Origin of the sequence: Spongiactinospora sp. TRM90649, from assembly GCF_029382225.1 — a bacterium.
Classification (GTDB): Bacteria; Actinomycetota; Actinomycetes; order Streptosporangiales; family Streptosporangiaceae; genus Spongiactinospora.
Genome location: NZ_JARLTC010000042.1, coordinates 42,692 through 61,046 on the forward strand (window position 1 = coordinate 42,692; position 18,355 = coordinate 61,046).

Consider the following 18,355-nt stretch of genomic DNA (forward strand, 5'->3'; position numbering starts at 1 on the left):
ATCGCCTGCGACGATTGGGTACGGGCAGACGGGAGGCTTCCGCAATGCCATCTGGTTTCATCCCCGACGGCCCATGGAGCTGGGCCGCGACCTTCTTACTGGCCACGGTCTCGGCGACGGTGTTCCTCCTGTTACGTTGCCAGCGCGTCGGCCGGCCGTTCGGGAGGACGAGCCGCTGGACGGCCCTCGCCGTGATCGCCCTGACCGGCGTGGCCTCCACCGTGGTGACGGTGGTGGTGAGCACGATCGTCAGCGCGACCCTCCAGGAGTTGATCGGGCTGATCGTGCCCTGCGGGATCTGGCTGGGACACGTGCGTGGCGCCGAGGACGGCAAGCGCGGCATCGCCAGGGAGGTCTCCACCGTGTGGCTGTCCTCGCTGCTGAAACGCCTGCACCAGGAGATGGCCCTGGACCGCGAGCGCTGGTGCGAGGCGCGGGTCGATCCCTCCTGGGACGTGCACCGGCTGAGCATGGCCGCCGGGCACTACCACGAACGGATCCACCGGCTCCTGCCGCCGGAGGAGCGCCGCCAGGAGCGCGTCCAGGCCCGGCTGCAGGCCATCGAGCGCCGCCTGGACGTGGCCGCGCTGATCGAGGACGGGGCCTCCAGATCCAAGATCGTCGGTGCGCTCAACGGATCGAGGGACACCAAGAAGGTGCGCTACGAGCGCTATCTAGGCGACATGGGCCGGTTGCACGGCGTGCTGCGCAACGACGCCGAGCAGGAGCTGCGCCGCCTGCTCGACGTGGCCTATCGCCGCCGGATCCGCGCGCTGCCGCTCTACCGGCACCCGGCGCGCGACGGGCAGCCGATGGGCACGCACCCCTGAGCCGGGGGCCGCGAACTACAGGTCGTCCACCAGTTCGGTGGGCTCCTCGACCGGCCGCAGCCCGATCTCGAACCGCGCGCCCAGCGCATCAGCCACGGACCCCAGGGTGCGCAGCGTCAGATTCTCCTCGCCGGACAGGATCTGGCTCACCCGGCCCGCCGAGACGCCCATCGTGGACGCCAGCTCGGCACGGGAGATCTTGTGCTCCCGCATGTACCAGGTGATCTCGTCGATGATCTCGACGGGGAGGCCGCCGGGGTCGTCGTGCTCCTCGCGGGCGAGGGCGCCCGTCCTGCGCCTGAAGGCCACCACGAGCCCCCCAAATCCCATCGACGGTTCGTACTTCGAGCTTAGCTCTACCTAAACGTTTAGGCAAGGCTAAAGTCGAGGCGTTGTGTCTCAGGCGTCCGCGTCGGCGGACATGCGTCCGGTCTCGCGTCTGTTCTCGCGTCCGGTCTCAACGGTCTCGGCGGGCGAGTCCGCCCCGAGCGTCGCGCGGCTGTCCGCGATCGAGTGTTCGAGCAGCTCGCGCAGCAGCCGGTTCGGATCGGCGACGCACGCGTTGGCGATGCCGCGCGCCGCGAGCTGGACCGTGTTCGGCGCGGCGAACCTGCGGAAGCCGCGCGAGGAGACGCGGATGCCGCGCCGTAGCTTGCGGGCGCCCTCGGCGGCCAGCGGGGCCTGTTCGAGGGCCCGCGCGCTCATCTCGCTCAGGTCGTCCTGCGGGCGGCCGTCCAGTTCGGCCAGGATCTGCTCGGCGGCCAGCACCGACACCGCCATGGCGAGCTGCAGGTCCGCGGCCACGACGGGTAGCGCGGTGCAGGCGGCGCGCAGCGCGATCCGGGCGTCGACCCGCAGGTCGTCGCCGTTCAGGCCGATGACGGACGGGATGAGCGGGGCCAGCCGGTGCCTGGCCTCGTCAGAGGTGAAGTCGTTGACGAGCCGTGCCAGGGCGGCCAGCAACGGGTGCGTGCAGGCGGGGTGGTCGCTCCAGCGCTCCCCCGCGAGATAGGAGGCCATCTCCATGAAACATGCACCCTTGCGCGGGTTTCTGTGCCTGCCCCGCGACAGCACGGGAACGAGAACGGGCATCTGAGTCTGCTGACTGTGCACGGCACACTCCATGCGTATTTGCCCAGTGTTGTCACCTTCCAGTCTGCGATCCGTACCGCATATGCGCCAGTGCCGGAAGTGCTTTTCGGGTCTTATGTCCGGCCAGCCGACACGGGACGGCAAAGCCTTCCCGACCGCCCGGCAAAGCCCGGCCGGCCCTTCGCCGAAGGTTCGCCCGCCCGAAGCGAAACCGCCCCGGACGGAGTCGTCCGGGGCGGTTTTCGGGGAGCGCCGCTCAGCGGCGGGCGTCCGGGGCCACGCCGATCTGACGGCGGGCCAGGAAGCGGACGGCCTTGCCGTTCGCGGTGAAGTGCGCGGTGGAGGTGAACCGCCTCGGCGCCGCCTCGCGCGACGGCGGGGTGACCCTGAAGACCAGCCGGGTGGACGCGCCGGGCTGGAGGGTCTTGCCGCGCGTGCTGCCGCGGACCCGCCAGCCGTCGGGGGCGTCGAGGTGCACCCGAAGGCCGCTCCAGGCGACCTTGGAGCCGTTGTGCAGGGTGACCACCAGCTCGTGCGGCTCACCGGCAGGGGTGTCGGGCCGTTCGATGAGCCGCATGCCGTACGGGACGCGCGGGTCGGGGCCGACCGAGGCGTCCATCAGCGCGTTCAGCTCCGAGGCGATGTTCGGCCGCTTGGCCGCCAGGTCGTGCCGCTCGCCGCGGTCGGAGCGCAGGTCGTACAGCTCCAGCCGCCCGTCCGGCCCCGCGCCCGCGATGCCGGGGGAGAACCGCACGGCCTTCCAGCGGCCGCGCCGCACCGCCTGCGCCTTGCGCGGACGGTTCCAGAACAGGTGCTTGTGACCCGCGAACCCGGCCCCGGTGAACAGCCCGCGCATGGACAGGCCGTCCAGGTGGTCGGGCATTGGCAGGCCGGCGAGGTCGGCGAGGGTGGGCAGCACGTCCCAGAACGCCACCGGCTCGCTCTCCACGCCGCCCCTGCGGATCATCGCGGGCGACCAGGCGATCATCGGGATCCGGATGCCGCCCTCGTACACGTCGCGCTTGTCCGCCCGGTAGGGGCCGTTGGAGTCGAACAGCCAGGGCGTGACGCCCTTCTCCCGCTGGGGGCCGTTGTCACCGGCGAACAGCACGATCGTGGAATCGGCCACGCCCGCCTCGCGCAGGGTCGCGATGATCTCGCCCACGTGCGAGTCGAGCCGGGTGACTTGCGCGGCGTGCCTGCGGTTGGGGCGGGTCCACGGCTCCTTCTCGTAACGGCCCGCGGTTCCTGGCACCTCGCTCGGAGCGTGCGGCAGCGTCGTCGGGAAGTAGAGCAGGAACGGATCGCCCGACTTCGCCGACCCCTTGATGAAGCGCTTGGCGCGGTCGAGGAACAGGTCGGGGGCGTAGTGCTTGCCGCCCAGTTGCACCCGCTCGCGGTTGTGCCACAGGTACGACGGCCAGTACTGGTGGGCGTGGCGGTGCCCGATGAAGCCGAAGAACTCCCCGAAACCGCGCGTGTTCGGGTGCGAGGGCTGGTGCGGCTGCTCCGGGCCGAACCCCCACTTGCCGATGCACGCGGTGCGGTAGCCGCCCAGCTTGAGCAGCCCGCCGAAGGTGAGGTCGGCGGAGGTCATCGACAACTGCGGCCCGCCCTCGGGGTTCTCCCGCACGGTCGAATGGCCCGTGTGCAGCCCGGTCAGCAGCGAGGCGCGCGAGGGGGCGCACAGCGGGGCGCCGGAGTAGGCGCTGGTGAAGCGGATCCCCTCGGCGGCGAGCCGGTCGAGCTGCGGGGTGACGATCTTCTTCTGGCCGTAGCAGCCCAGCTCGCCCCAGCCGAGGTCGTCGGCCAGGATGATCACGAAGTTGGGCCTGTCGGGGAACCCGGCGGCACGGCCGGCGACACCGGCGGCCGCATGGGCGGCGGCGGGAAGCGCGCCCATGGCCGAGGTGGTGGCTAGTCCGCCGGCCCCGGCCAGGAAGGCACGGCGGGTGGGGGAGAGGTCGTTCATTGGCTCCGCTTCGATCTGGAGGGTCGGCGGGAGTGTAGCGATTGATCGTTAACCACAGGCGGCGTCAGCGCGAAGAGCGGGTGTCACGCCGGCAGGGGTGGGCAGCCGCTCATGCGCAGTCTCCTTCCGCGGGCGTGGGGGCTCCGCCGCGTGGCCCGGGAGCCGTTTCGGCCGGAGTGAAACGAAGAACCACCCGGATTATGGCCCCAACAGGCGGGGCATGCGATCGGAAGGTGCGCTCTTTGCATACGTGTCGCGCACATGACCGAACGTGCGTTTGAATCAGTGCTCTATAGTGGGCGAATGACCGCCGCTTTCCAAGAGTCTCTGCTCGATCTTGGCCAGGAGGCCGGTCCCCGCGCGCTCGGCCCGTCGGTGCGGCGCACCGCCCTCGCCCACGGCGCCTGGATCGACCACCGGCCCGCCTGGCTCGCCGGGGCCGACGCGCTGTTCCACCGCCTGCGCGACGCCGTCCCATGGCACGCCGAACGCCGGCGCATGTACGACCGCGTGGTCGACGTACCCCGGCTGCTGAAGTTCTACGAGGACGGCGAGCCCCTGCCCGACCCCGCGCTCGCCCAGGCCATGCGGGCGCTCAACGCGCACTACACCTCCGAACTGGGCGAGCCGTTCCGCACCGCTGGGCTGTGCCTCTACCGCGACGGCCGCGACAGCGTCGCCTGGCACGGCGACACCATCGGCCGGGGCGCCACCCACGACACCATGGTCGCCATCCTCAGCGTCGGCGCCCCGCGCGCCCTGCACCTCCGTCCCCGCACCGGCGGCCCCGCCCTACGCTACGAACTGGGCCACGGCGACCTCCTCGTCATGGGCGGCACCTGCCAACGCACCTGGGAACACGCCATCCCCAAGACCGCCCGCCCCGCCGGCCCACGCATCAGCATCCAATTCCGCCCCCACGGAGTTCGATGACCCCACTGCCGGTCGCCGTCGTGGCGTGGGCGGTCAGGGCGGCGTTGAACTCGGTGGGGCGTTCCAGGTTGGGCATGTGTGCCGCGCCCTCGATCACCACGAGGCGTGAGCCGGGGATCGCGTCGTGCATCAGGCGGGCCTCGGAGATCGGGGTGTACTCGTCCTCGTCGCCCACCACGATCAGGACCGGCACGTCGGCCTGGGAGAGCGAGCCGAGATAGTCGGGACGGATCGCCCGGCCGCGCAGCGCCGCCGCGGCGCCCTCGGGGGAGGTGCGTCGCATCATGCCCAGCACGTGCTCGGCGACCTCCGGCAGGCGCTGGATGTTGGCCGGGGAGACCATCTTGGCGATGACCTCGTCGGCGTAGCCGTCCATCCCCTCGCGCAGCAGGCGTTCGGCCATCTCCTCGCGGGCCCGCCGTCCCTCTGGGGTCTCGGCCTGAGCCGTCGTGTCGGCGAGCACCATACCGAGGACCCTCGCCGGGAAGGACCGGTGGAACTCCATGACGATCTGCCCGCCCATGGAAAGGCCCGCCAGCAGCGCGCGCTCCATGCCCAGGTGGTCCATCAGGGCGGCGATGTCGGAGGCGAAGCCGGACAGCGGGGTGATGCCCGGCACGACGGCGCTGCCGCCGTAGCCACGCAGGTCGGGGGCGATCACCCGCAGCCCCTCGGCGCGCAGGCGCTCGACCTGCGGGCGCCACATCGTCCGGTCGAACGGATGGCCGTGGACCAGCACGACCGCGGGCGCGGCCGGGTCGCCCTCGTCGTCGTAGGCGATGGTGATCCCGTTGATGGTGATGGTCTTCGCAGTAGGCATGCTCCGATGCTATTCGGTGCAATATCTCATAGCAATTGCGAAAATGCTCTCGGTGCAATATAACCGACGGTATGGCAGAGGATTACCGGGCCGTCGCCGACGCGATCGCCGCGCGCATCGCGTCGGGCGAGTTGCGGCCGGGGGAGCGGCTCCCCGCCCAGCGTGCGTTCGCCAGGGCCCATCGCATCGCGAGCAGTACCGCCGCCCGCGTCTACGGCGAGCTGATCCGGCGCGGCCTGGCCGTCGGCGAGGTCGGGCGGGGCACCTTCGTCCGCGCGGCGGGCGCCCCGTCCGATCCGCCGCTCGCCGAGCCCGCCGCCGCCCGCGTCGATCTGGAGCTCAACTTCTCCGTGCTGCCCGAGCAGCCCGCGCTGCTGGCCCCCGCGCTGGACGGCATGCTGCGCCCCGCCGCCCTCGCCGCCGCGCTTGGCCCCCTGGGCGTCGCCGGCACCCCGGCCGCCCGCGACGCCGCCGCCGGGGCGCTGTCACGCGGCGGATGGTCCCCCGACCCGCGACACCTGCTGTTCGCGGGCAGCGGCAGGCAGGCCATCGCCGCCACTATCGCCGCGCTCGTCCCGTCGGGTGAGCGGCTCGGCGTCGAGGCCCTGACGTACCCGATCGTCAAGGGCGTCGCGGCCCGCCTGGGGATCACCCTGGTCCCGCTGCCGATGGACGAACACGGCCTCGACCCCGACGCCGTCCGCGCCGCCCTGCCCCTGCGCGCCCTCTACCTGCAGCCCGCCCTGCACAACCCGCTCGGTGTCACGATGCCGGAACACCGCCGCCTCGACCTGGCCCGGCTGCTGCGCGACCACGACCTTGTGGCGATCGAGGACGCCGTCTACGCCTTCCTGCGCGACGACCTCGCCCCGCTCGCCGCTCTCGCGCCCGAGCGCACCGTGGTCGTGGACAGCCTGTCCAAGCGGATCGCGCCCGGCCTCAGCGCCGGATTCATCATGCCCCCGGGGCCGCCGGCCCCGAAGATCGCCGCCGCCCTGCGATCGGCCGGGTGGGCGGCCTCGCCGTTCGCGCTGGAGGCGGCGACCCGATGGATGACCCAGGGCGTCACCGCCGTGGTGGAGGCCGCCAAACGCGCCGACGCGGCCGAACGCCAGCGCCTGGCCGCCGAACACCTGGCGGGCTTCGACCTGCTGGCCGACCCGGCCGCCTACCACTGCTGGTGGCGTCTCCCCGAACCCTGGCGTGCCGACACCTTCGTGGCCGCCGCCGCCCGGCGCGGCATCGCGGTCACCCCGGCGGCCGCGTTCGCGACCGGGCCGGGCCACGCCCCCAACGCCGTCCGCCTGGCCCTGGCCTCTCCACCTCTCCCCGTCCTCTCAACCGCCCTCGACGCCCTCGCCACCCTCGCCGAGGAAGACGACACAGGCGTCGAATGACCCGGCCGCCGGGCCGGAGTTCGGTACGTTGGGGCGGATGAGCGAGCAGGCAGCGGACAACCGAACTCCCCGGCGGGTCATCGTCTCCGTCTTCGCGGCGGTGGCCCTGGCGACGGCCGGGTGCGGCGTGACGGCACCGTCCGACGCGGCGAGCCGTACCCCCGCCCCGACGACGCGGGCGGCCACCCCGGAAGACCGTCAGACCACCCCCGCCACGCCCGCTCCCGCCGAGGATCCGCCGCCCGCCCCGGGCGTCGCCCTGCCCAAGGCCCCGGCCGACCTCGCCGACGCACTCACCCGCACCACCAGGGACCTGCGCGCGGCCGTCGGCGAGTGGGCCGGAACCGACGACGAGTCCCGCCCGCCCGAGCGGGTCGTACTGCTCGCCCTGCACCAGCAGCGGATCTACCGCCACCTGGCCAGGAACCCCGGCACCGCCACGCGCACCTACGCCCGGCTGTCGCGCCCTCTGGCCAAGGAGGCCAAGGACAACGTCACCGCGGCCCGCGACCTGCTCTCCCTGGTGCGTCCGCTCAAGGGCGGATCGACCCTCCGGGTCCGCGCCGCCGAACCGGCCGGAGCGCTGATCCGGCACTTCAAACGGGCCGAGCGCCGGTTCGGCGTCTCCTGGCAGGTGCTGGCCGCCGTGATGTTCGTCGAGACCAAGTTCGGCCGGGTCCGCTCGCCGAGCCACACCGGGGCCAAGGGCCCGATGCAGTTCATGCCGGGCACCTGGGCCGCGTACGGCATGGGCGGCGACGTCAACGACACCGGCGACGCCATCCTCGCCGCCGCCAACTACCTGCACGCCTCGGGCGCTCCACGCGACTACGAGAAGGCGCTCTACGCCTACAACCACTCCCGCCGCTACGTGAACGCGGTCCTGCTGCACGCCGGTCAGATCAAACGCGACGTGCGTAATTACTACGCGTACTACAACTGGTCCGTATTTGTAGTGACCACCGAGGGTGACCGCCGCCTCACCGGCCCCGGCCGCTGACCCGGCAGCGGCCGGGGAAGCGTCGCGTCGCTGCGGCGGTCCCCCTCGGCACCGGCCCTGCGGGCTTCCCGGTCAGAATCCGGGCGGCGGGGACGCGCCGGGGCCGGGTACGACGTGCAGGACGATCACCCCGTCGTTGTAGGTGTCCCCCTTGGCCACCTTCCAGGTCGGATCGATGCGCGCGGCGGGCACGTTCTCCTCGAATTCGTAGCCCTCGCCTCCGCCCGCGCCGTGCGACGGCCAGTCGAGGCCGTAGGCGACGGCCAGGCCGCGTTCGCGCACCACCCGTACCGCTTCCGCCACGGAACGCCCCTGGAGCCGCACCCCGGCGAGCGCCTCTCCCGGCCACTCGGCGTCCGCGGGGAAGCCGTACTTCTCCCCGGGCTTCGCCGGACGGGCCAGCCTGACCTCCGCGCGCGTCTTGATGTCGGCCGTGACGCGGAAGGCGGCGACACAGCCGTTGACATCCGTGGGGCAGTCGCCGCCGACGAAGGTCGCGAGCGAGTCGTCGCCCGGATCCGCCTTGTCGAATCCGAACACGGCGCCGGGCTGCCGCGGCGACACGGGGATGAGCGTCACCGTCAGGTTGTCCAGGCCGACCTTGCGGAAGGCCCGCTGCAACTCGGCCGGGTCGGGATCTCCTTCGGTGAAGTAGAAGGCGTACTCGTCGCCCACGCGGTCGATGGTCACGGCCTGGCCGGCGTACACCCGCTCGGACACCCTGAGCAAGGACGGCCCGACCACGATGGCCGTGGCCAAGGCGGCGGCCGACACCATGCCGATCAACACGCGGCGCGGAGAGAACGCGCGCCGTCGCGGGGCGGGATCGTGTTCCAGCGCGACGATCCGTGTCAGCAGGGCGTCGGCCCCCGCGGCGGACGCCCGGCCGGCCAGGTCCTCGTCCCGTACCCGCGCCCGGTCCTGGAAGAGCTGGTCGTTGTTCACCGTGTCTCCTCGATGAGCGGTCGTGACGCGAAGCGGGCCGATGAGCGGGTCTTCGCCAGGGCCTTGGCGAAGCGCCCGCGGGCCCGGTGCAGGCGGACGCGGACGGCGTTGCGCGAGCAGTTCAGCACCTCGGCGATCTCGCCGGGGTCGAGCCCTTCCCAGAGGGCCAGGCCCAGCACCTCCCGATCGCGGTCGGAGAGCAGGTCCATGGCGTCGTCCACGTCGTCGGGGCCGTCCGGTGGCGAGGGGCGGGCGTAGAGGTGTTCGATCTCCGCGGTGAGTTCGGTGTGCCGGGTGAGCCTGCGCCGCTCGCCGCGGCGGTGGTTGGCCAGGACGCGCCGGGCCACGCCGTACAGCCACAGCTTGCCGGCCTCGCCGTGGGGAAGGTCGGCGATCCGCCGCCAGGCGATCGTGTAGGTCTCGGCCACGATGTCGGCGGCGTCCTCCGGAGAGGAGCACCGCCGCACGGCGTATCCGAGGATCTGCTCATAGGTCTGCCGGTACACCGTCTCGAACCGGGAAGGCCGGTCGTCTTGTTCACTCACGGGTCATCCTCGTCAGACCTCTCCGATCGTTGTGGGTTGCATCTCTTACGTGTCAGCGGGCGGCGGCAGGATTTCAGCCGGCCGCGCCGGCGGGGTGGACATGTGGGAAAGATCGGGCATTTGGCATGGGGTTGGCGGGACCTTCGCCCCTGGGAGGGGGCGGAGGCCCGCGATGGGATGTGGTGACGAATCAGGGGAGGAGATCGCGGCGAGGCGGTGCGGCGTGTCGCGGCACTTCCGGCGGGCGTGATCGGCGTGACGAGGCGGATGAGATGAGTACTGAGACCGGCACCGGCGGCACCCGTCGGCCGGCGTTGATGCTGGCGGTGGCCACCGTCGGGTTCGCGGTGAACTTCTGGGCGTGGGCGCTGCTCAGCCCGCTGGGGCCGCGGTTCAAGGAGCTGCTCGGCCTGTCGGCCGCGCAGCAGGCGTTGCTGGTGGCGGTCCCGGTGATCGTCGGCTCGCTGGGACGCATCCCGGTGGGGGCGCTCACCGACCGGTACGGCGGCCGGGTGATGCTGCCGCTGGTCTCGGCGGCCACCATCGTGCCGGTGTCGTTCATCGGCGTGGCCGGGCAGGGATCGCTGCCCGCGCTGCTGGCGGGCGGGTTCTTCCTGGGCATCGGCGGGACGGTGTTCGCCGTCGGTGTGCCGTTCGTCAGCGCGTGGTTCCCGCCCGAACGACGTGGCCTGGCGCTCGGGGTGTTCGGCATGGGCATGGGCGGCACCGCGATCAGCGCGCTGACCACGGTGCGGCTGATCAGGACCGGCGGCTCGGCCGCCCCGTTCCTGATCACGGCGGGCGTGCTCGCCCTCTACGCGGTGGTGGCCTGGCTCCTGCTGCGCGACGCGCCCGGCCGTACGGCACCGGCCCGCTCGACGACGGCACGCCTCGTCGCGGCGGTGCGGTTGCCGATCACCTGGCAGGCGTGCGTGCTGTACGCGGTGGCGTTCGGGGGATATGTCGCCTTCTCCGTGTATCTGCCGGTCTACCTGCAGTCGGCCTACGGGCTGGAGCAGGCCGACGCCGCCAACCGGATGGCCGGGTTCGTCGTCCTGGCGGTCGCGCTGCGGCCGGTCGGCGGCTGGCTGTCGGATCGGTTCGGGTCGGTTCCCGTCCTGGGCGCGGTGTTCGGCGTGGTCGCGCTCTGCGCCGTCGTCCAGGCGTTCACCCCGCCGCTGATGATGGCGGGCACGGCCGCGTTCCTGACCATGGCCGCCGCGCTCGGCGCGGGCAGCGGGGCCACGTTCGCCCTGGTGGCGGCGGTGGCGCCGGCCGACCAGGTGGGCGCGGTGACGGGACTGGTGGGTGCCGCCGGAGGGCTCGGCGGGTTCGTGCCGCCGCTGGTGATGGGGTTCGTCTACGGCCTTTTCGGTTCCTACGGCCTGGGGCTCGCGCTGCTGGCGGCGGTGTCGGCGCTGACGCTGGCGCTGACCGCCACCGTGGTCCGGGCCACGGCGCGCCGCCGCGAGGTCACGCGGCCGATGCCGGCGCCGTCCCTGCGGTGAAAATTCACATATCAGGGGATACGGGCCCGCCGGATCGGGACTTTGGTCCCTGCCCGCCGGCCCGGGACGCTGACAGGCTGGCGGCATGGAACACGACACGGCCGGGACGCCGCACCACAGGGCGGTGCGGTGACCTGGTGGACGGCGGTGCGCTTCGCCCACGTGCTCTCCGCGATGCTGTGGGTCGGCGGCCAGTTGACCGTCTCCCTGGTGGTGCTGCCGCCGGCCCGGCGACTGCTGGACGAGCGAGGACGCCGCCGGGTGCTCGACGCGGTCGGCCGCCGGTTCGGCCTGCTCACCGTCGCGGCTCTGCTGCCGGTGCAACTCGCCACGGGCGTGGCCCTGGCCTGGCACAACGGGGTCACCTGGGCCGCGCTCGCCGGGCCCGGGTACGGACGGCTGCTCGCGATCAAAATGGCGCTGTTCTGTGCGGTCATGGTGGCGGCGGCACTGCACGGGTGGGCCACCGGCGCCGGGCGCGCCGGGTTCGCCCGGGGCATGGCGGTGGCGTCGCTGGCCGGCTCGGTCGGAGTGGTGCTGGTGGCGACCGCCCTGCCCGGTTCCTGAAGGCCCCGTGTCCTGGGTTACCCGTCAAGATTTTTGGCCATAAAGGCGTGAATAGCGGATATGTCCGGTACGCCATCGAAGTGAGGAGTCAGACCTATGGCGGGTATGGACGGGCCGGTCGGTGACGCCCTCCTGAAACTGGGCCGCCACCTGCGATCCGGTGCTGTCTCCGCGGACCTGCGGACCTTGCACCAGATCGGCGGCCGGCAGGGCGACGCCTTCTACCGTGACCGCTGGAGCCACGACAAAGTGGTGCGTTCCACCCATGGCGTGAACTGCACGGGTTCGTGTTCCTGGAAGGTCTACGTCAAGGACGGCATCATCACCTGGGAGGCCCAGCAGACCGACTACCCGAGCGTGGGCGGCGACCGGCCGGAGTACGAGCCGCGCGGCTGCCCCCGGGGGGCGGCGTTCTCCTGGTACACCTACTCGCCGACCCGTGTCCGCTTCCCTTACGCCAGAGGCGTGCTGGTGGAGATGTACCGGGAGGCCAAGGCCCGGCTGGGCGGCGACCCGGTCGCCGCCTGGGCCGAGATCACCACCGACCCGGACAAACGCGCCCGCTACCAGAAGGCCCGGGGCAAGGGCGGCCTGGTCCGCGTCGCCTGGGACGAGGCGACCGAGATCATCGCCGCCGCACACGTGCACACGATCAAGACCTACGGACCCGACCGGGTCGCCGGGTTCTCCCCGATCCCGGCGATGTCGATGGCCTCGCACGCGGTGGGCGCCCGGTTCGTCTCGCTGCTCGGCGGGGCGATGCTGTCCTTCTACGACTGGTACGCCGACCTGCCGGTGGCGTCCCCGCAGGTCTTCGGCGACCAGACCGACGTGCCCGAGTCGGCCGACTGGTGGGACGCCGCCTACCTGATGCTGTGGGGCTCCAACGTCCCGGTCACCCGCACCCCCGACGCGCACTACATGGCCGAGGCCCGCTACCGGGGCCAGAAGGTGGTCGTCCTCGCGCCCGACTACAACGACGCCGCCAAGTTCGCCGACGAGTGGCTCGCGCCGCGTCCGGGCACCGACGGCGCGCTGGCCATGGCCATGGGGCACGTCATCCTCAAGGAGTTCTTCGCCGAGCGGCCGACGCCCGCCTTCACCGGTTACGTCAAGCGATTCACCGACCTGCCGTTCCTGGTACGGCTCCGCGAGCGCGACGGTTCGTACGTCCCCGACAAGTTCCTCACCGCCGCCGACCTCGGCCAGCAGGGCGAGGAGGCGGCGTTCGCCACCGTGCTGCTCGACGCGCGCGACGGCGAGCCGGTCGTCCCCAACGGCTCGCTCGGCTTCCGCTTCTCCGAACGGGGCCAGGGCCGCTGGAACCTCGACCTCGGCGAGGTGGACCCGCTGCTGTCCGCGCTGGGCGAGGAGTCGGTGCCGGTGGCGCTGCCCCGCTTCGACGACGGCGGGAACGCCGGGGGCGTGCTCACCCGCGGCGTCCCGGTACGCCGCGTCGGCGGCCACCTGGTGACCACCGTGTTCGACCTGATGCTCGCCCAGTACGGCGTGCCCCGCGACGGCCTGCCGGGCACCTGGCCGTCCGGCTACGACGACGCCGCCGAGCCGTACACCCCGGCCTGGCAGGAGGCGATCACCGGGGTGCCCGCCGCGGCGGCGGCCCGCATCGCGCGGGAGTTCGCCCGCAACGCCGAGGAGTCCGGCGGGCGCTCGATGATCATCATGGGCGCGGGGACGAACCACTGGTTCCATTCCGACACGATCTACCGCTCGTTCCTGGCATTGACCACGCTCACCGGCTGCCAGGGCGTCAACGGCGGCGGCTGGGCGCACTACGTCGGCCAGGAGAAGTGCCGCCCCATCACCGGCTGGGCCCAGCTCGCCTTCGGGCTGGACTGGTCGCGCCCGCCCCGGCAGATGATCGGCACCGCCTACTGGTACCTGCACACCGACCAGTGGCGCTACGACACCTACAGCGCCGACGTGGTCTCCTCCCCGCTCGCCGACGGGGCGTTCACCGGCAAGGCCACCGCCGACCTGCTGTCGCAGTCGGCGCGGCTCGGCTGGATGCCCTCGTACCCGACGTTCGACCGCAACCCGCTGGACCTGGCCGACGAGGCCGCCGAGGCGGGGGAGGAGGCCGGGCCGTACATCACCCGCCAGATCGCCGAGAACCGGCTCGGCTTCGCCTGCGAGGACCCCGACGCGCCCGCCAACTGGCCGCGGGTGCTCACGGTGTGGCGGGCGAACCTGCTCGGCTCTTCGGCCAAGGGCAACGAGTACTTCCTGCGCCACCTGCTGGGCACCGACGCGGCCGTGCGCGCCGAGGAGGCCGCGCCGGGGCAGCGGCCGGAGAGCGTGGCCTGGCCGTCCGAGGCGCCGCAGGGCAAGCTGGACCTGCTGTTGTCGCTGGACTTCCGGATGACCTCCACCACGTTGTTCTCCGACATCGTGCTCCCGGCCGCCACCTGGTACGAGAAGCACGACCTGTCGTCCACCGACATGCATCCGTTCGTGCACGCGTTCACCCCGGCGATCGACCCGCCGTGGCAGACGCGCACCGACTTCGCCGCCTTCCACGCCGTCGCCAAGGCGTTCAGCGCGCTGGCCGAGACCCACCTGGGGACGCGCACCGACGTGGTCGCCGTGCCGCTGCTGCACGACACCCCCGACGAGCTGGCCTGCCCGCAGGGCCGGGTGCACGACTGGCGGGCCACCGGCAGGGCGCCCACGCCCGGACGCGACTTTCCCAAGCTGGTCACGGTGGAGCGGGACTACGGCGCGGTGGCGCGGAAGATGGCCGCGCTCGGCCCGCTGCTGGAACGGCTGGGCGCCACCACCAAGGGGCTGACGTTCGACGTGTCCGGCGAGATCGACCGGCTGCGCCGCGTCAACGGCGCCACCGCCGACGGGCGTCCGTCGCTGGCGCGCGACACGGACATGTGCGAGGCCATCCTGGCCCTGTCGGGCACCACGAACGGGCACCTGGCCGCGCAGGGGTTCGCCACGCTGGGCCGCCGCACCGGGACCTCGTTCGACGGCCTGGCCGACGAGCACAAGCAGATCACCTTCGCCGACACCCAGGCCGGACCGGTGCCGGTGATCACCTCGCCGGAGTGGTCGGGCAGCGAGAGCGGCGGACGGCGCTACTCGGCCTTCACCATCAACGTCGAGCACCGCAAACCATGGCACACCCTCACCGGCCGCCAGCACTTCTACCTCGACCACGACTGGATGCACGAGGCGGGCGAGGCGCTGCCGGTCTACCGGCCGCCGCTGGACATGACCGCGATGTTCGGCGAGCCCGGCCTGGGCGACGGCGGCGAGAACGGTGTGACCGTGCGCTACCTGACCCCGCACTCCAAGTGGTCCATCCACTCGGAGTATCAGGACAACCTGCTCATGCTCACCCTGTCGCGCGGCGGGCCGACGATCTGGATGAGCCCGGCGGACGCCGCCAGGGCGAAGGTCGCCGACAACGACTGGGTGGAGGCCGTCAACCGCAACGGCGTCGTCGTGGCCCGCGCGGTGGTCTCGCACCGCATGCCCGAGGGGACCGTGTACATGTACCACGCCCAGGAGCGCGTGGTGGACGTGCCGAAGAGCGAGACCTCGGGACGGCGCGGCGGCATCCACAACTCGCTGACCCGCCTGCTGGTCAAACCCACCCACCTGATCGGCGGGTACGCCCAGCTCAGCTTCGCCTTCAACTACCTCGGGCCCACCGGCAACCAGCGCGACGAGGTCACCGTGATCCGCCGCCGCTCCCAGGAGGTCGACTACTGATGCGGATCATGGCGCAACTGGCCATGGTGATGAACCTGGACAAGTGCATCGGCTGCCACACCTGTTCGGTCACCTGCAAGCAGGCCTGGACCAACCGCGCCGGCGTCGAGTACGTGTGGTTCAACAACGTCGAGACCCGTCCCGGCCAGGGCTATCCGCGCACCTACCAGGACCAGAAGAAGTGGCAGGGCGGCTGGGAGCTGAACGGGCGCGGACGGCTGCGGCTGCGGGCGGGCGGGCGGCTGAAGAAGCTGTTCACCATCTTCGCCAATCCGCTCATGCCGTCCATCAAGGACTACTACGAGCCCTGGACCTACGACTACGACCGGCTCTTCTCCGCCCCCGCCACCGAGGACACCCCCGTGGCCCGCCCCAGGTCGCTCATCACCGGCCGGGAGACGAAGATCACCTGGAGCGCGAACTGGGACGACAACCTGGCCGGCTCGCCACAGCTCGCGTCCGCCGACCCGGTGCTGCGCAAGCTGTCGGACCAGGTGAAGCTGGAGTTCGAGCAGGCCTTCATGTTCTACCTGCCGCGCATCTGCGAGCACTGCCTGAACCCGTCGTGCGTGGCCTCCTGCCCGTCCGGCGCGCTCTACAAGCGGTCAGAGGACGGCATCGTGCTGGTCGACCAGGACCGCTGCCGGGGCTGGCGGATGTGCGTGACCGGCTGCCCCTACAAGAAGATCTACTTCAACCACCGCACCGGCAAGGCCGAGAAGTGCACGTTCTGCTATCCGCGGGTCGAGGTCGGCATCCCCACGGTGTGCTCGGAGACCTGCGTGGGACGGCTCCGCTACATCGGCCTGATCCTCTACGACGCCGACCGCGTGGCCGAGGCCGCCTCCGTCGCCGACGAGAAGGACCTGTACGAGGCGCAGCGCGGCGTGCTGCTGGATCCGCACGACCCGGAGGTGATCGCCGCCGCCCGTGCCGAGGGCATCCCGGAGGACTGGCTGGAGGCGGCCCGCGAGTCCCCGATCCACAAGCTGATCTTCGAGTACGGCGTGGCGCTGCCGCTGCACCCGGAGTACCGCACGATGCCGATGGTCTGGTACATCCCGCCCCTGTCGCCGGTGGTGGACGTGCTGACCGGCACCGGCCACGACGGCGAGGACGCAGGGAACCTGTTCGGCGCGATCGACGCGCTGCGCATCCCGATCGGCTACCTGGCCGAGCTGTTCACCGCCGGTGACCCTGAGCCGGTGCGCGGCGTGCTGCGCCGCCTGGCCGCGATGCGCTCCTACATGCGCCGCATCAACCTCGGCCAGGACCCCGACGAGTCGATCGCCGCCTCGGTCGGGATGAGCGGGCGGGGGATCGAGGAGATGCACCGGCTGCTGGCGCTGGCCCCCTACGCCGAGCGTTACGTGATCCCCAAGGCCCACGCCGAGCAGGGCAGGCAACTGGAGGAGACCGCCACCGGCTGCTCCCTGGACTACGAGGGAGGCCCCGGCATGGGCGGGCCGTTCGGGGAGGCGTCCGGCACGCCCGCCCCCGTCGCGGTGGAGAACTTCCACGCGCTGCGCGAACGGCAGGAGGGCGACGCCCACGACCTGCGCGGCCGGGTGAATCTGCTCAACTGGGACGGCAAGGGCACCCCCGACGGCCTGTTCCCCAAGCGCGACCGGGAGCGGTGATGATGGGCGAACACGACGTGCGGACCGCGCACATGGTGGCGTCGGTGCTGCTCGGCTACCCCGACGAACGCCTGTACGGCGCGCGCCCGGTGCTGGCCGAGGCGGTGGCCGGGCTGCCCGCCGGGCAGGTGCGCGACCGGCTGGCCGCCTTCCTGCGGCACGTCGAGGTCACGGGTCAGGGCGAGCTGGCCGCGCACTACGTGGCGACCTTCGACCTCAAGCGACGGTGCTGCCTCTACCTGACCTACTACGCCTACGGCGACACCCGCAAGCGCGGCGGGGCGCTGCTGCGCTTCAAGCACGCGCTGCGGGCGGCGGGGTTCGAACCGGCCGACGGCGAGCTGCCCGACCACCTGGCCGTGGTCTGCGAACTGTCGGGGCGGGGCGCGGTGCGGGAGGCACGCCGTCTGCTGCGGGAGCACCGGGCGGGGCTGGAGCTGCTGCGCACGGCGCTCACGGCGGAGCGCTCGCCGTACGCGGACGTGGTGGCCGCCGTGACGGCGACGCTGCCCGCCGCCGGGCCGCGCGAGCGCGAGGCGGCGCTGCGCCTGGCGGCCGAGGGGCCGCCCGCCGAAGAGGTCGGACTGGAACCCTACGCGGTCATGGAGGCGTCGCGATGAGCGTCGTGCTGTGGGTGGTGGCACCGTACGTGGCGATCACGGTGTTCGTGCTGGGACACGTATGGCGTTACCGCTACGACAAGTTCGGCTGGACGACCCGCTCGTCGCAGATGTACGAGTCGCGGCTGCTGCGCGTCGGCAGCCCGCTGTTCCACTTCGGGATCCTGGTCGTGCTGCTCGGCCACATCGGCGGGCTGGTCGTCCCGAAGAGCTGGACCGAGGCGGTGGGCGTCGGCGAGGAGACCTACCACGTGGTGGCCGTGGTGCTGGGCACCGTCGCGGGCGTGGCCACGGTGGGCGGGCTGGCGATCCTCATTTACCGGCGGCGCACGGTCGGGCCGGTGTTCACCGCGACCACCCGCAATGACAAGCTGATGTACGCGATGCTCGGCCTGACCATCGTGCTCGGCCTGTCGGCCACGGTGGCGGCCAATGTGGTCGGCGGCGGCTACGACTACCGCACCACCATCTCCCCCTGGTTCCGCTCGGTGTTCTACCTCAGCCCGGATCCGGCGCTGATGGCGGGCGCGCCGATCCTGTTCCAGCTCCACGCGCTGAGCGCGCTGGCGCTGTTCGCGATCTGGCCGTTCACCCGGCTGGTGCACATGCTGACCGCGCCCGTGGGCTATCTGACCAGGCCGTACATCGTCTACCGCAGCCGCGACGAGCAGCGCGCGGGAGCCCGCGCGCCCCGCCGCGGCTGGGAGCCCTCCGGGTGACAGCAGTGATCGTGGACGGC

The 18,355-nt window shown here is 72.1% G+C and carries 16 protein-coding genes; 10 read left to right on the forward strand and 6 right to left on the reverse strand.

The features are described from left to right. The first annotated feature begins 44 nt into the window (after positions 1–44). Positions 45–830 carry a hypothetical protein gene (locus P3X83_RS37000; protein ID WP_277310033.1) on the forward strand — a complete coding sequence of 262 codons (786 nt, stop codon included), beginning with the start codon at positions 45–47 and terminating at the stop codon, positions 828–830. Between the two features lie 15 nt (positions 831–845). Here the strand turns inward: P3X83_RS37000 and P3X83_RS37005 are convergent, their stop codons facing one another. The 3 genes from P3X83_RS37005 to P3X83_RS37015 all read right to left on the reverse strand — a co-directional run bounded on the left by P3X83_RS37005 (position 846) and on the right by P3X83_RS37015 (position 3,894). After that, on the reverse strand, positions 846–1,160 hold the full coding sequence (locus P3X83_RS37005; RefSeq protein WP_277310034.1) for a helix-turn-helix transcriptional regulator: 315 nt from the start codon (positions 1,158–1,160) through the stop codon (positions 846–848). 69 nt (positions 1,161–1,229) lie between these two features. Beyond that, complete coding sequence (locus P3X83_RS37010) at positions 1,230–1,856, reverse strand: hypothetical protein (RefSeq protein ID WP_277310035.1); 627 nt, start codon at positions 1,854–1,856, stop codon at positions 1,230–1,232. 322 nt (positions 1,857–2,178) lie between these two features. Beyond that, a complete protein-coding gene (locus P3X83_RS37015; RefSeq protein WP_277310036.1) occupies positions 2,179–3,894 on the reverse strand; it encodes a sulfatase-like hydrolase/transferase in 1,716 nt (571 codons plus the stop codon). A 303-nt stretch (positions 3,895–4,197) separates the two neighbouring features. Between P3X83_RS37015 and P3X83_RS37020 the strand changes: the two genes are divergently transcribed. Continuing rightward, complete coding sequence (locus P3X83_RS37020; protein WP_277310037.1) at positions 4,198–4,827, forward strand: alpha-ketoglutarate-dependent dioxygenase AlkB; 630 nt, start codon at positions 4,198–4,200, stop codon at positions 4,825–4,827. On the opposite strand, the gene P3X83_RS37025 is transcribed toward P3X83_RS37020, so the two are convergent. Further along, a complete protein-coding gene (locus P3X83_RS37025) occupies positions 4,793–5,647 on the reverse strand; it encodes an alpha/beta fold hydrolase (RefSeq protein WP_277310038.1) in 855 nt (284 codons plus the stop codon). The two genes, P3X83_RS37020 and P3X83_RS37025, sit on opposite strands and share 35 nt — an antisense overlap. 71 nt (positions 5,648–5,718) lie before the next feature. Between P3X83_RS37025 and P3X83_RS37030 the strand changes: the two genes are divergently transcribed. After that, positions 5,719–7,044 (forward strand): PLP-dependent aminotransferase family protein, encoded by a 1,326-nt coding sequence (locus P3X83_RS37030; RefSeq protein ID WP_277310039.1) that lies wholly within the window; start codon positions 5,719–5,721, stop codon positions 7,042–7,044. A gap of 37 nt (positions 7,045–7,081) precedes the next feature. Then, entirely contained in the window at positions 7,082–8,044 is a 963-nt protein-coding gene (locus P3X83_RS37035; RefSeq protein ID WP_277310040.1) for a lytic transglycosylase domain-containing protein, read from the forward strand. Between the two features lie 72 nt (positions 8,045–8,116). Here the strand turns inward: P3X83_RS37035 and P3X83_RS37040 are convergent, their stop codons facing one another. Both P3X83_RS37040 and P3X83_RS37045 read right to left on the reverse strand, forming a co-directional pair. After that, the gene (locus P3X83_RS37040) at positions 8,117–8,989 is read right to left on the reverse strand and encodes a hypothetical protein (RefSeq protein WP_277310041.1); all 873 of its coding nucleotides are present in this window, start codon (positions 8,987–8,989) and stop codon (positions 8,117–8,119) included. Next, positions 8,986–9,534 carry a sigma-70 family RNA polymerase sigma factor gene (locus P3X83_RS37045; protein ID WP_277310042.1) on the reverse strand — a complete coding sequence of 183 codons (549 nt, stop codon included), beginning with the start codon at positions 9,532–9,534 and terminating at the stop codon, positions 8,986–8,988. Before P3X83_RS37045 ends, P3X83_RS37040 begins: the two co-directional genes overlap by 4 nt. A gap of 272 nt (positions 9,535–9,806) precedes the next feature. Here P3X83_RS37045 and P3X83_RS37050 point away from each other — a divergent pair, with 272 nt between their 5' ends. From P3X83_RS37050 to narI, 6 genes are all read left to right on the forward strand, one after another. Further along, positions 9,807–11,042: an MFS transporter gene (locus tag P3X83_RS37050; protein ID WP_277310043.1), complete on the forward strand. Its 1,236-nt coding sequence runs from the start codon at positions 9,807–9,809 to the stop codon at positions 11,040–11,042. Between the two features lie 129 nt (positions 11,043–11,171). Next, entirely contained in the window at positions 11,172–11,609 is a 438-nt protein-coding gene (locus P3X83_RS37055) for a hypothetical protein (RefSeq protein WP_277310044.1), read from the forward strand. Positions 11,610–11,705: 96 nt separating this feature from the next. Next, positions 11,706–15,356: a nitrate reductase subunit alpha gene (locus tag P3X83_RS37060; protein WP_277310045.1), complete on the forward strand. Its 3,651-nt coding sequence runs from the start codon at positions 11,706–11,708 to the stop codon at positions 15,354–15,356. Further along, on the forward strand, positions 15,356–16,996 hold the full coding sequence (narH, locus tag P3X83_RS37065; RefSeq protein WP_277310046.1) for a nitrate reductase subunit beta: 1,641 nt from the start codon (positions 15,356–15,358) through the stop codon (positions 16,994–16,996). Before P3X83_RS37060 ends, narH begins: the two co-directional genes overlap by 1 nt. A gap of 2 nt (positions 16,997–16,998) precedes the next feature. Next, positions 16,999–17,616 (forward strand): nitrate reductase molybdenum cofactor assembly chaperone, encoded by a 618-nt coding sequence (narJ, locus tag P3X83_RS37070; protein WP_277310047.1) that lies wholly within the window; start codon positions 16,999–17,001, stop codon positions 17,614–17,616. Further along, positions 17,613–18,335 carry a respiratory nitrate reductase subunit gamma gene (gene narI / locus P3X83_RS37075; protein ID WP_277310048.1) on the forward strand — a complete coding sequence of 241 codons (723 nt, stop codon included), beginning with the start codon at positions 17,613–17,615 and terminating at the stop codon, positions 18,333–18,335. The genes narJ and narI overlap by 4 nt, the downstream gene beginning before the upstream one ends. Positions 18,336–18,355 lie beyond the last annotated feature (20 nt).

What these genes read in the sequence shown, in the direction of transcription:
- P3X83_RS37000 (WP_277310033.1), top strand. Translation starts at nt 45, where the DNA reads ATGCCATCTGGTTTCATCCCCGACGGCCCATGGAGCTGGGCCGCGACC.
- P3X83_RS37005 (WP_277310034.1), bottom strand. Translation starts at nt 1,160, where the DNA reads ATGGGATTTGGGGGGCTCGTGGTGGCCTTCAGGCGCAGGACGGGCGCC.
- P3X83_RS37010 (WP_277310035.1), bottom strand. Translation starts at nt 1,856, where the DNA reads ATGGAGATGGCCTCCTATCTCGCGGGGGAGCGCTGGAGCGACCACCCC.
- P3X83_RS37015 (WP_277310036.1), bottom strand. Translation starts at nt 3,894, where the DNA reads ATGAACGACCTCTCCCCCACCCGCCGTGCCTTCCTGGCCGGGGCCGGC.
- P3X83_RS37020 (WP_277310037.1), top strand. Translation starts at nt 4,198, where the DNA reads ATGACCGCCGCTTTCCAAGAGTCTCTGCTCGATCTTGGCCAGGAGGCC.
- P3X83_RS37025 (WP_277310038.1), bottom strand. Translation starts at nt 5,647, where the DNA reads ATGCCTACTGCGAAGACCATCACCATCAACGGGATCACCATCGCCTAC.
- P3X83_RS37030 (WP_277310039.1), top strand. Translation starts at nt 5,719, where the DNA reads ATGGCAGAGGATTACCGGGCCGTCGCCGACGCGATCGCCGCGCGCATC.
- P3X83_RS37035 (WP_277310040.1), top strand. Translation starts at nt 7,082, where the DNA reads ATGAGCGAGCAGGCAGCGGACAACCGAACTCCCCGGCGGGTCATCGTC.
- P3X83_RS37050 (WP_277310043.1), top strand. Translation starts at nt 9,807, where the DNA reads ATGAGTACTGAGACCGGCACCGGCGGCACCCGTCGGCCGGCGTTGATG.
- P3X83_RS37060 (WP_277310045.1), top strand. Translation starts at nt 11,706, where the DNA reads ATGGCGGGTATGGACGGGCCGGTCGGTGACGCCCTCCTGAAACTGGGC.
- narH (WP_277310046.1), top strand. Translation starts at nt 15,356, where the DNA reads ATGCGGATCATGGCGCAACTGGCCATGGTGATGAACCTGGACAAGTGC.
- narJ (WP_277310047.1), top strand. Translation starts at nt 16,999, where the DNA reads ATGGGCGAACACGACGTGCGGACCGCGCACATGGTGGCGTCGGTGCTG.
- narI (WP_277310048.1), top strand. Translation starts at nt 17,613, where the DNA reads ATGAGCGTCGTGCTGTGGGTGGTGGCACCGTACGTGGCGATCACGGTG.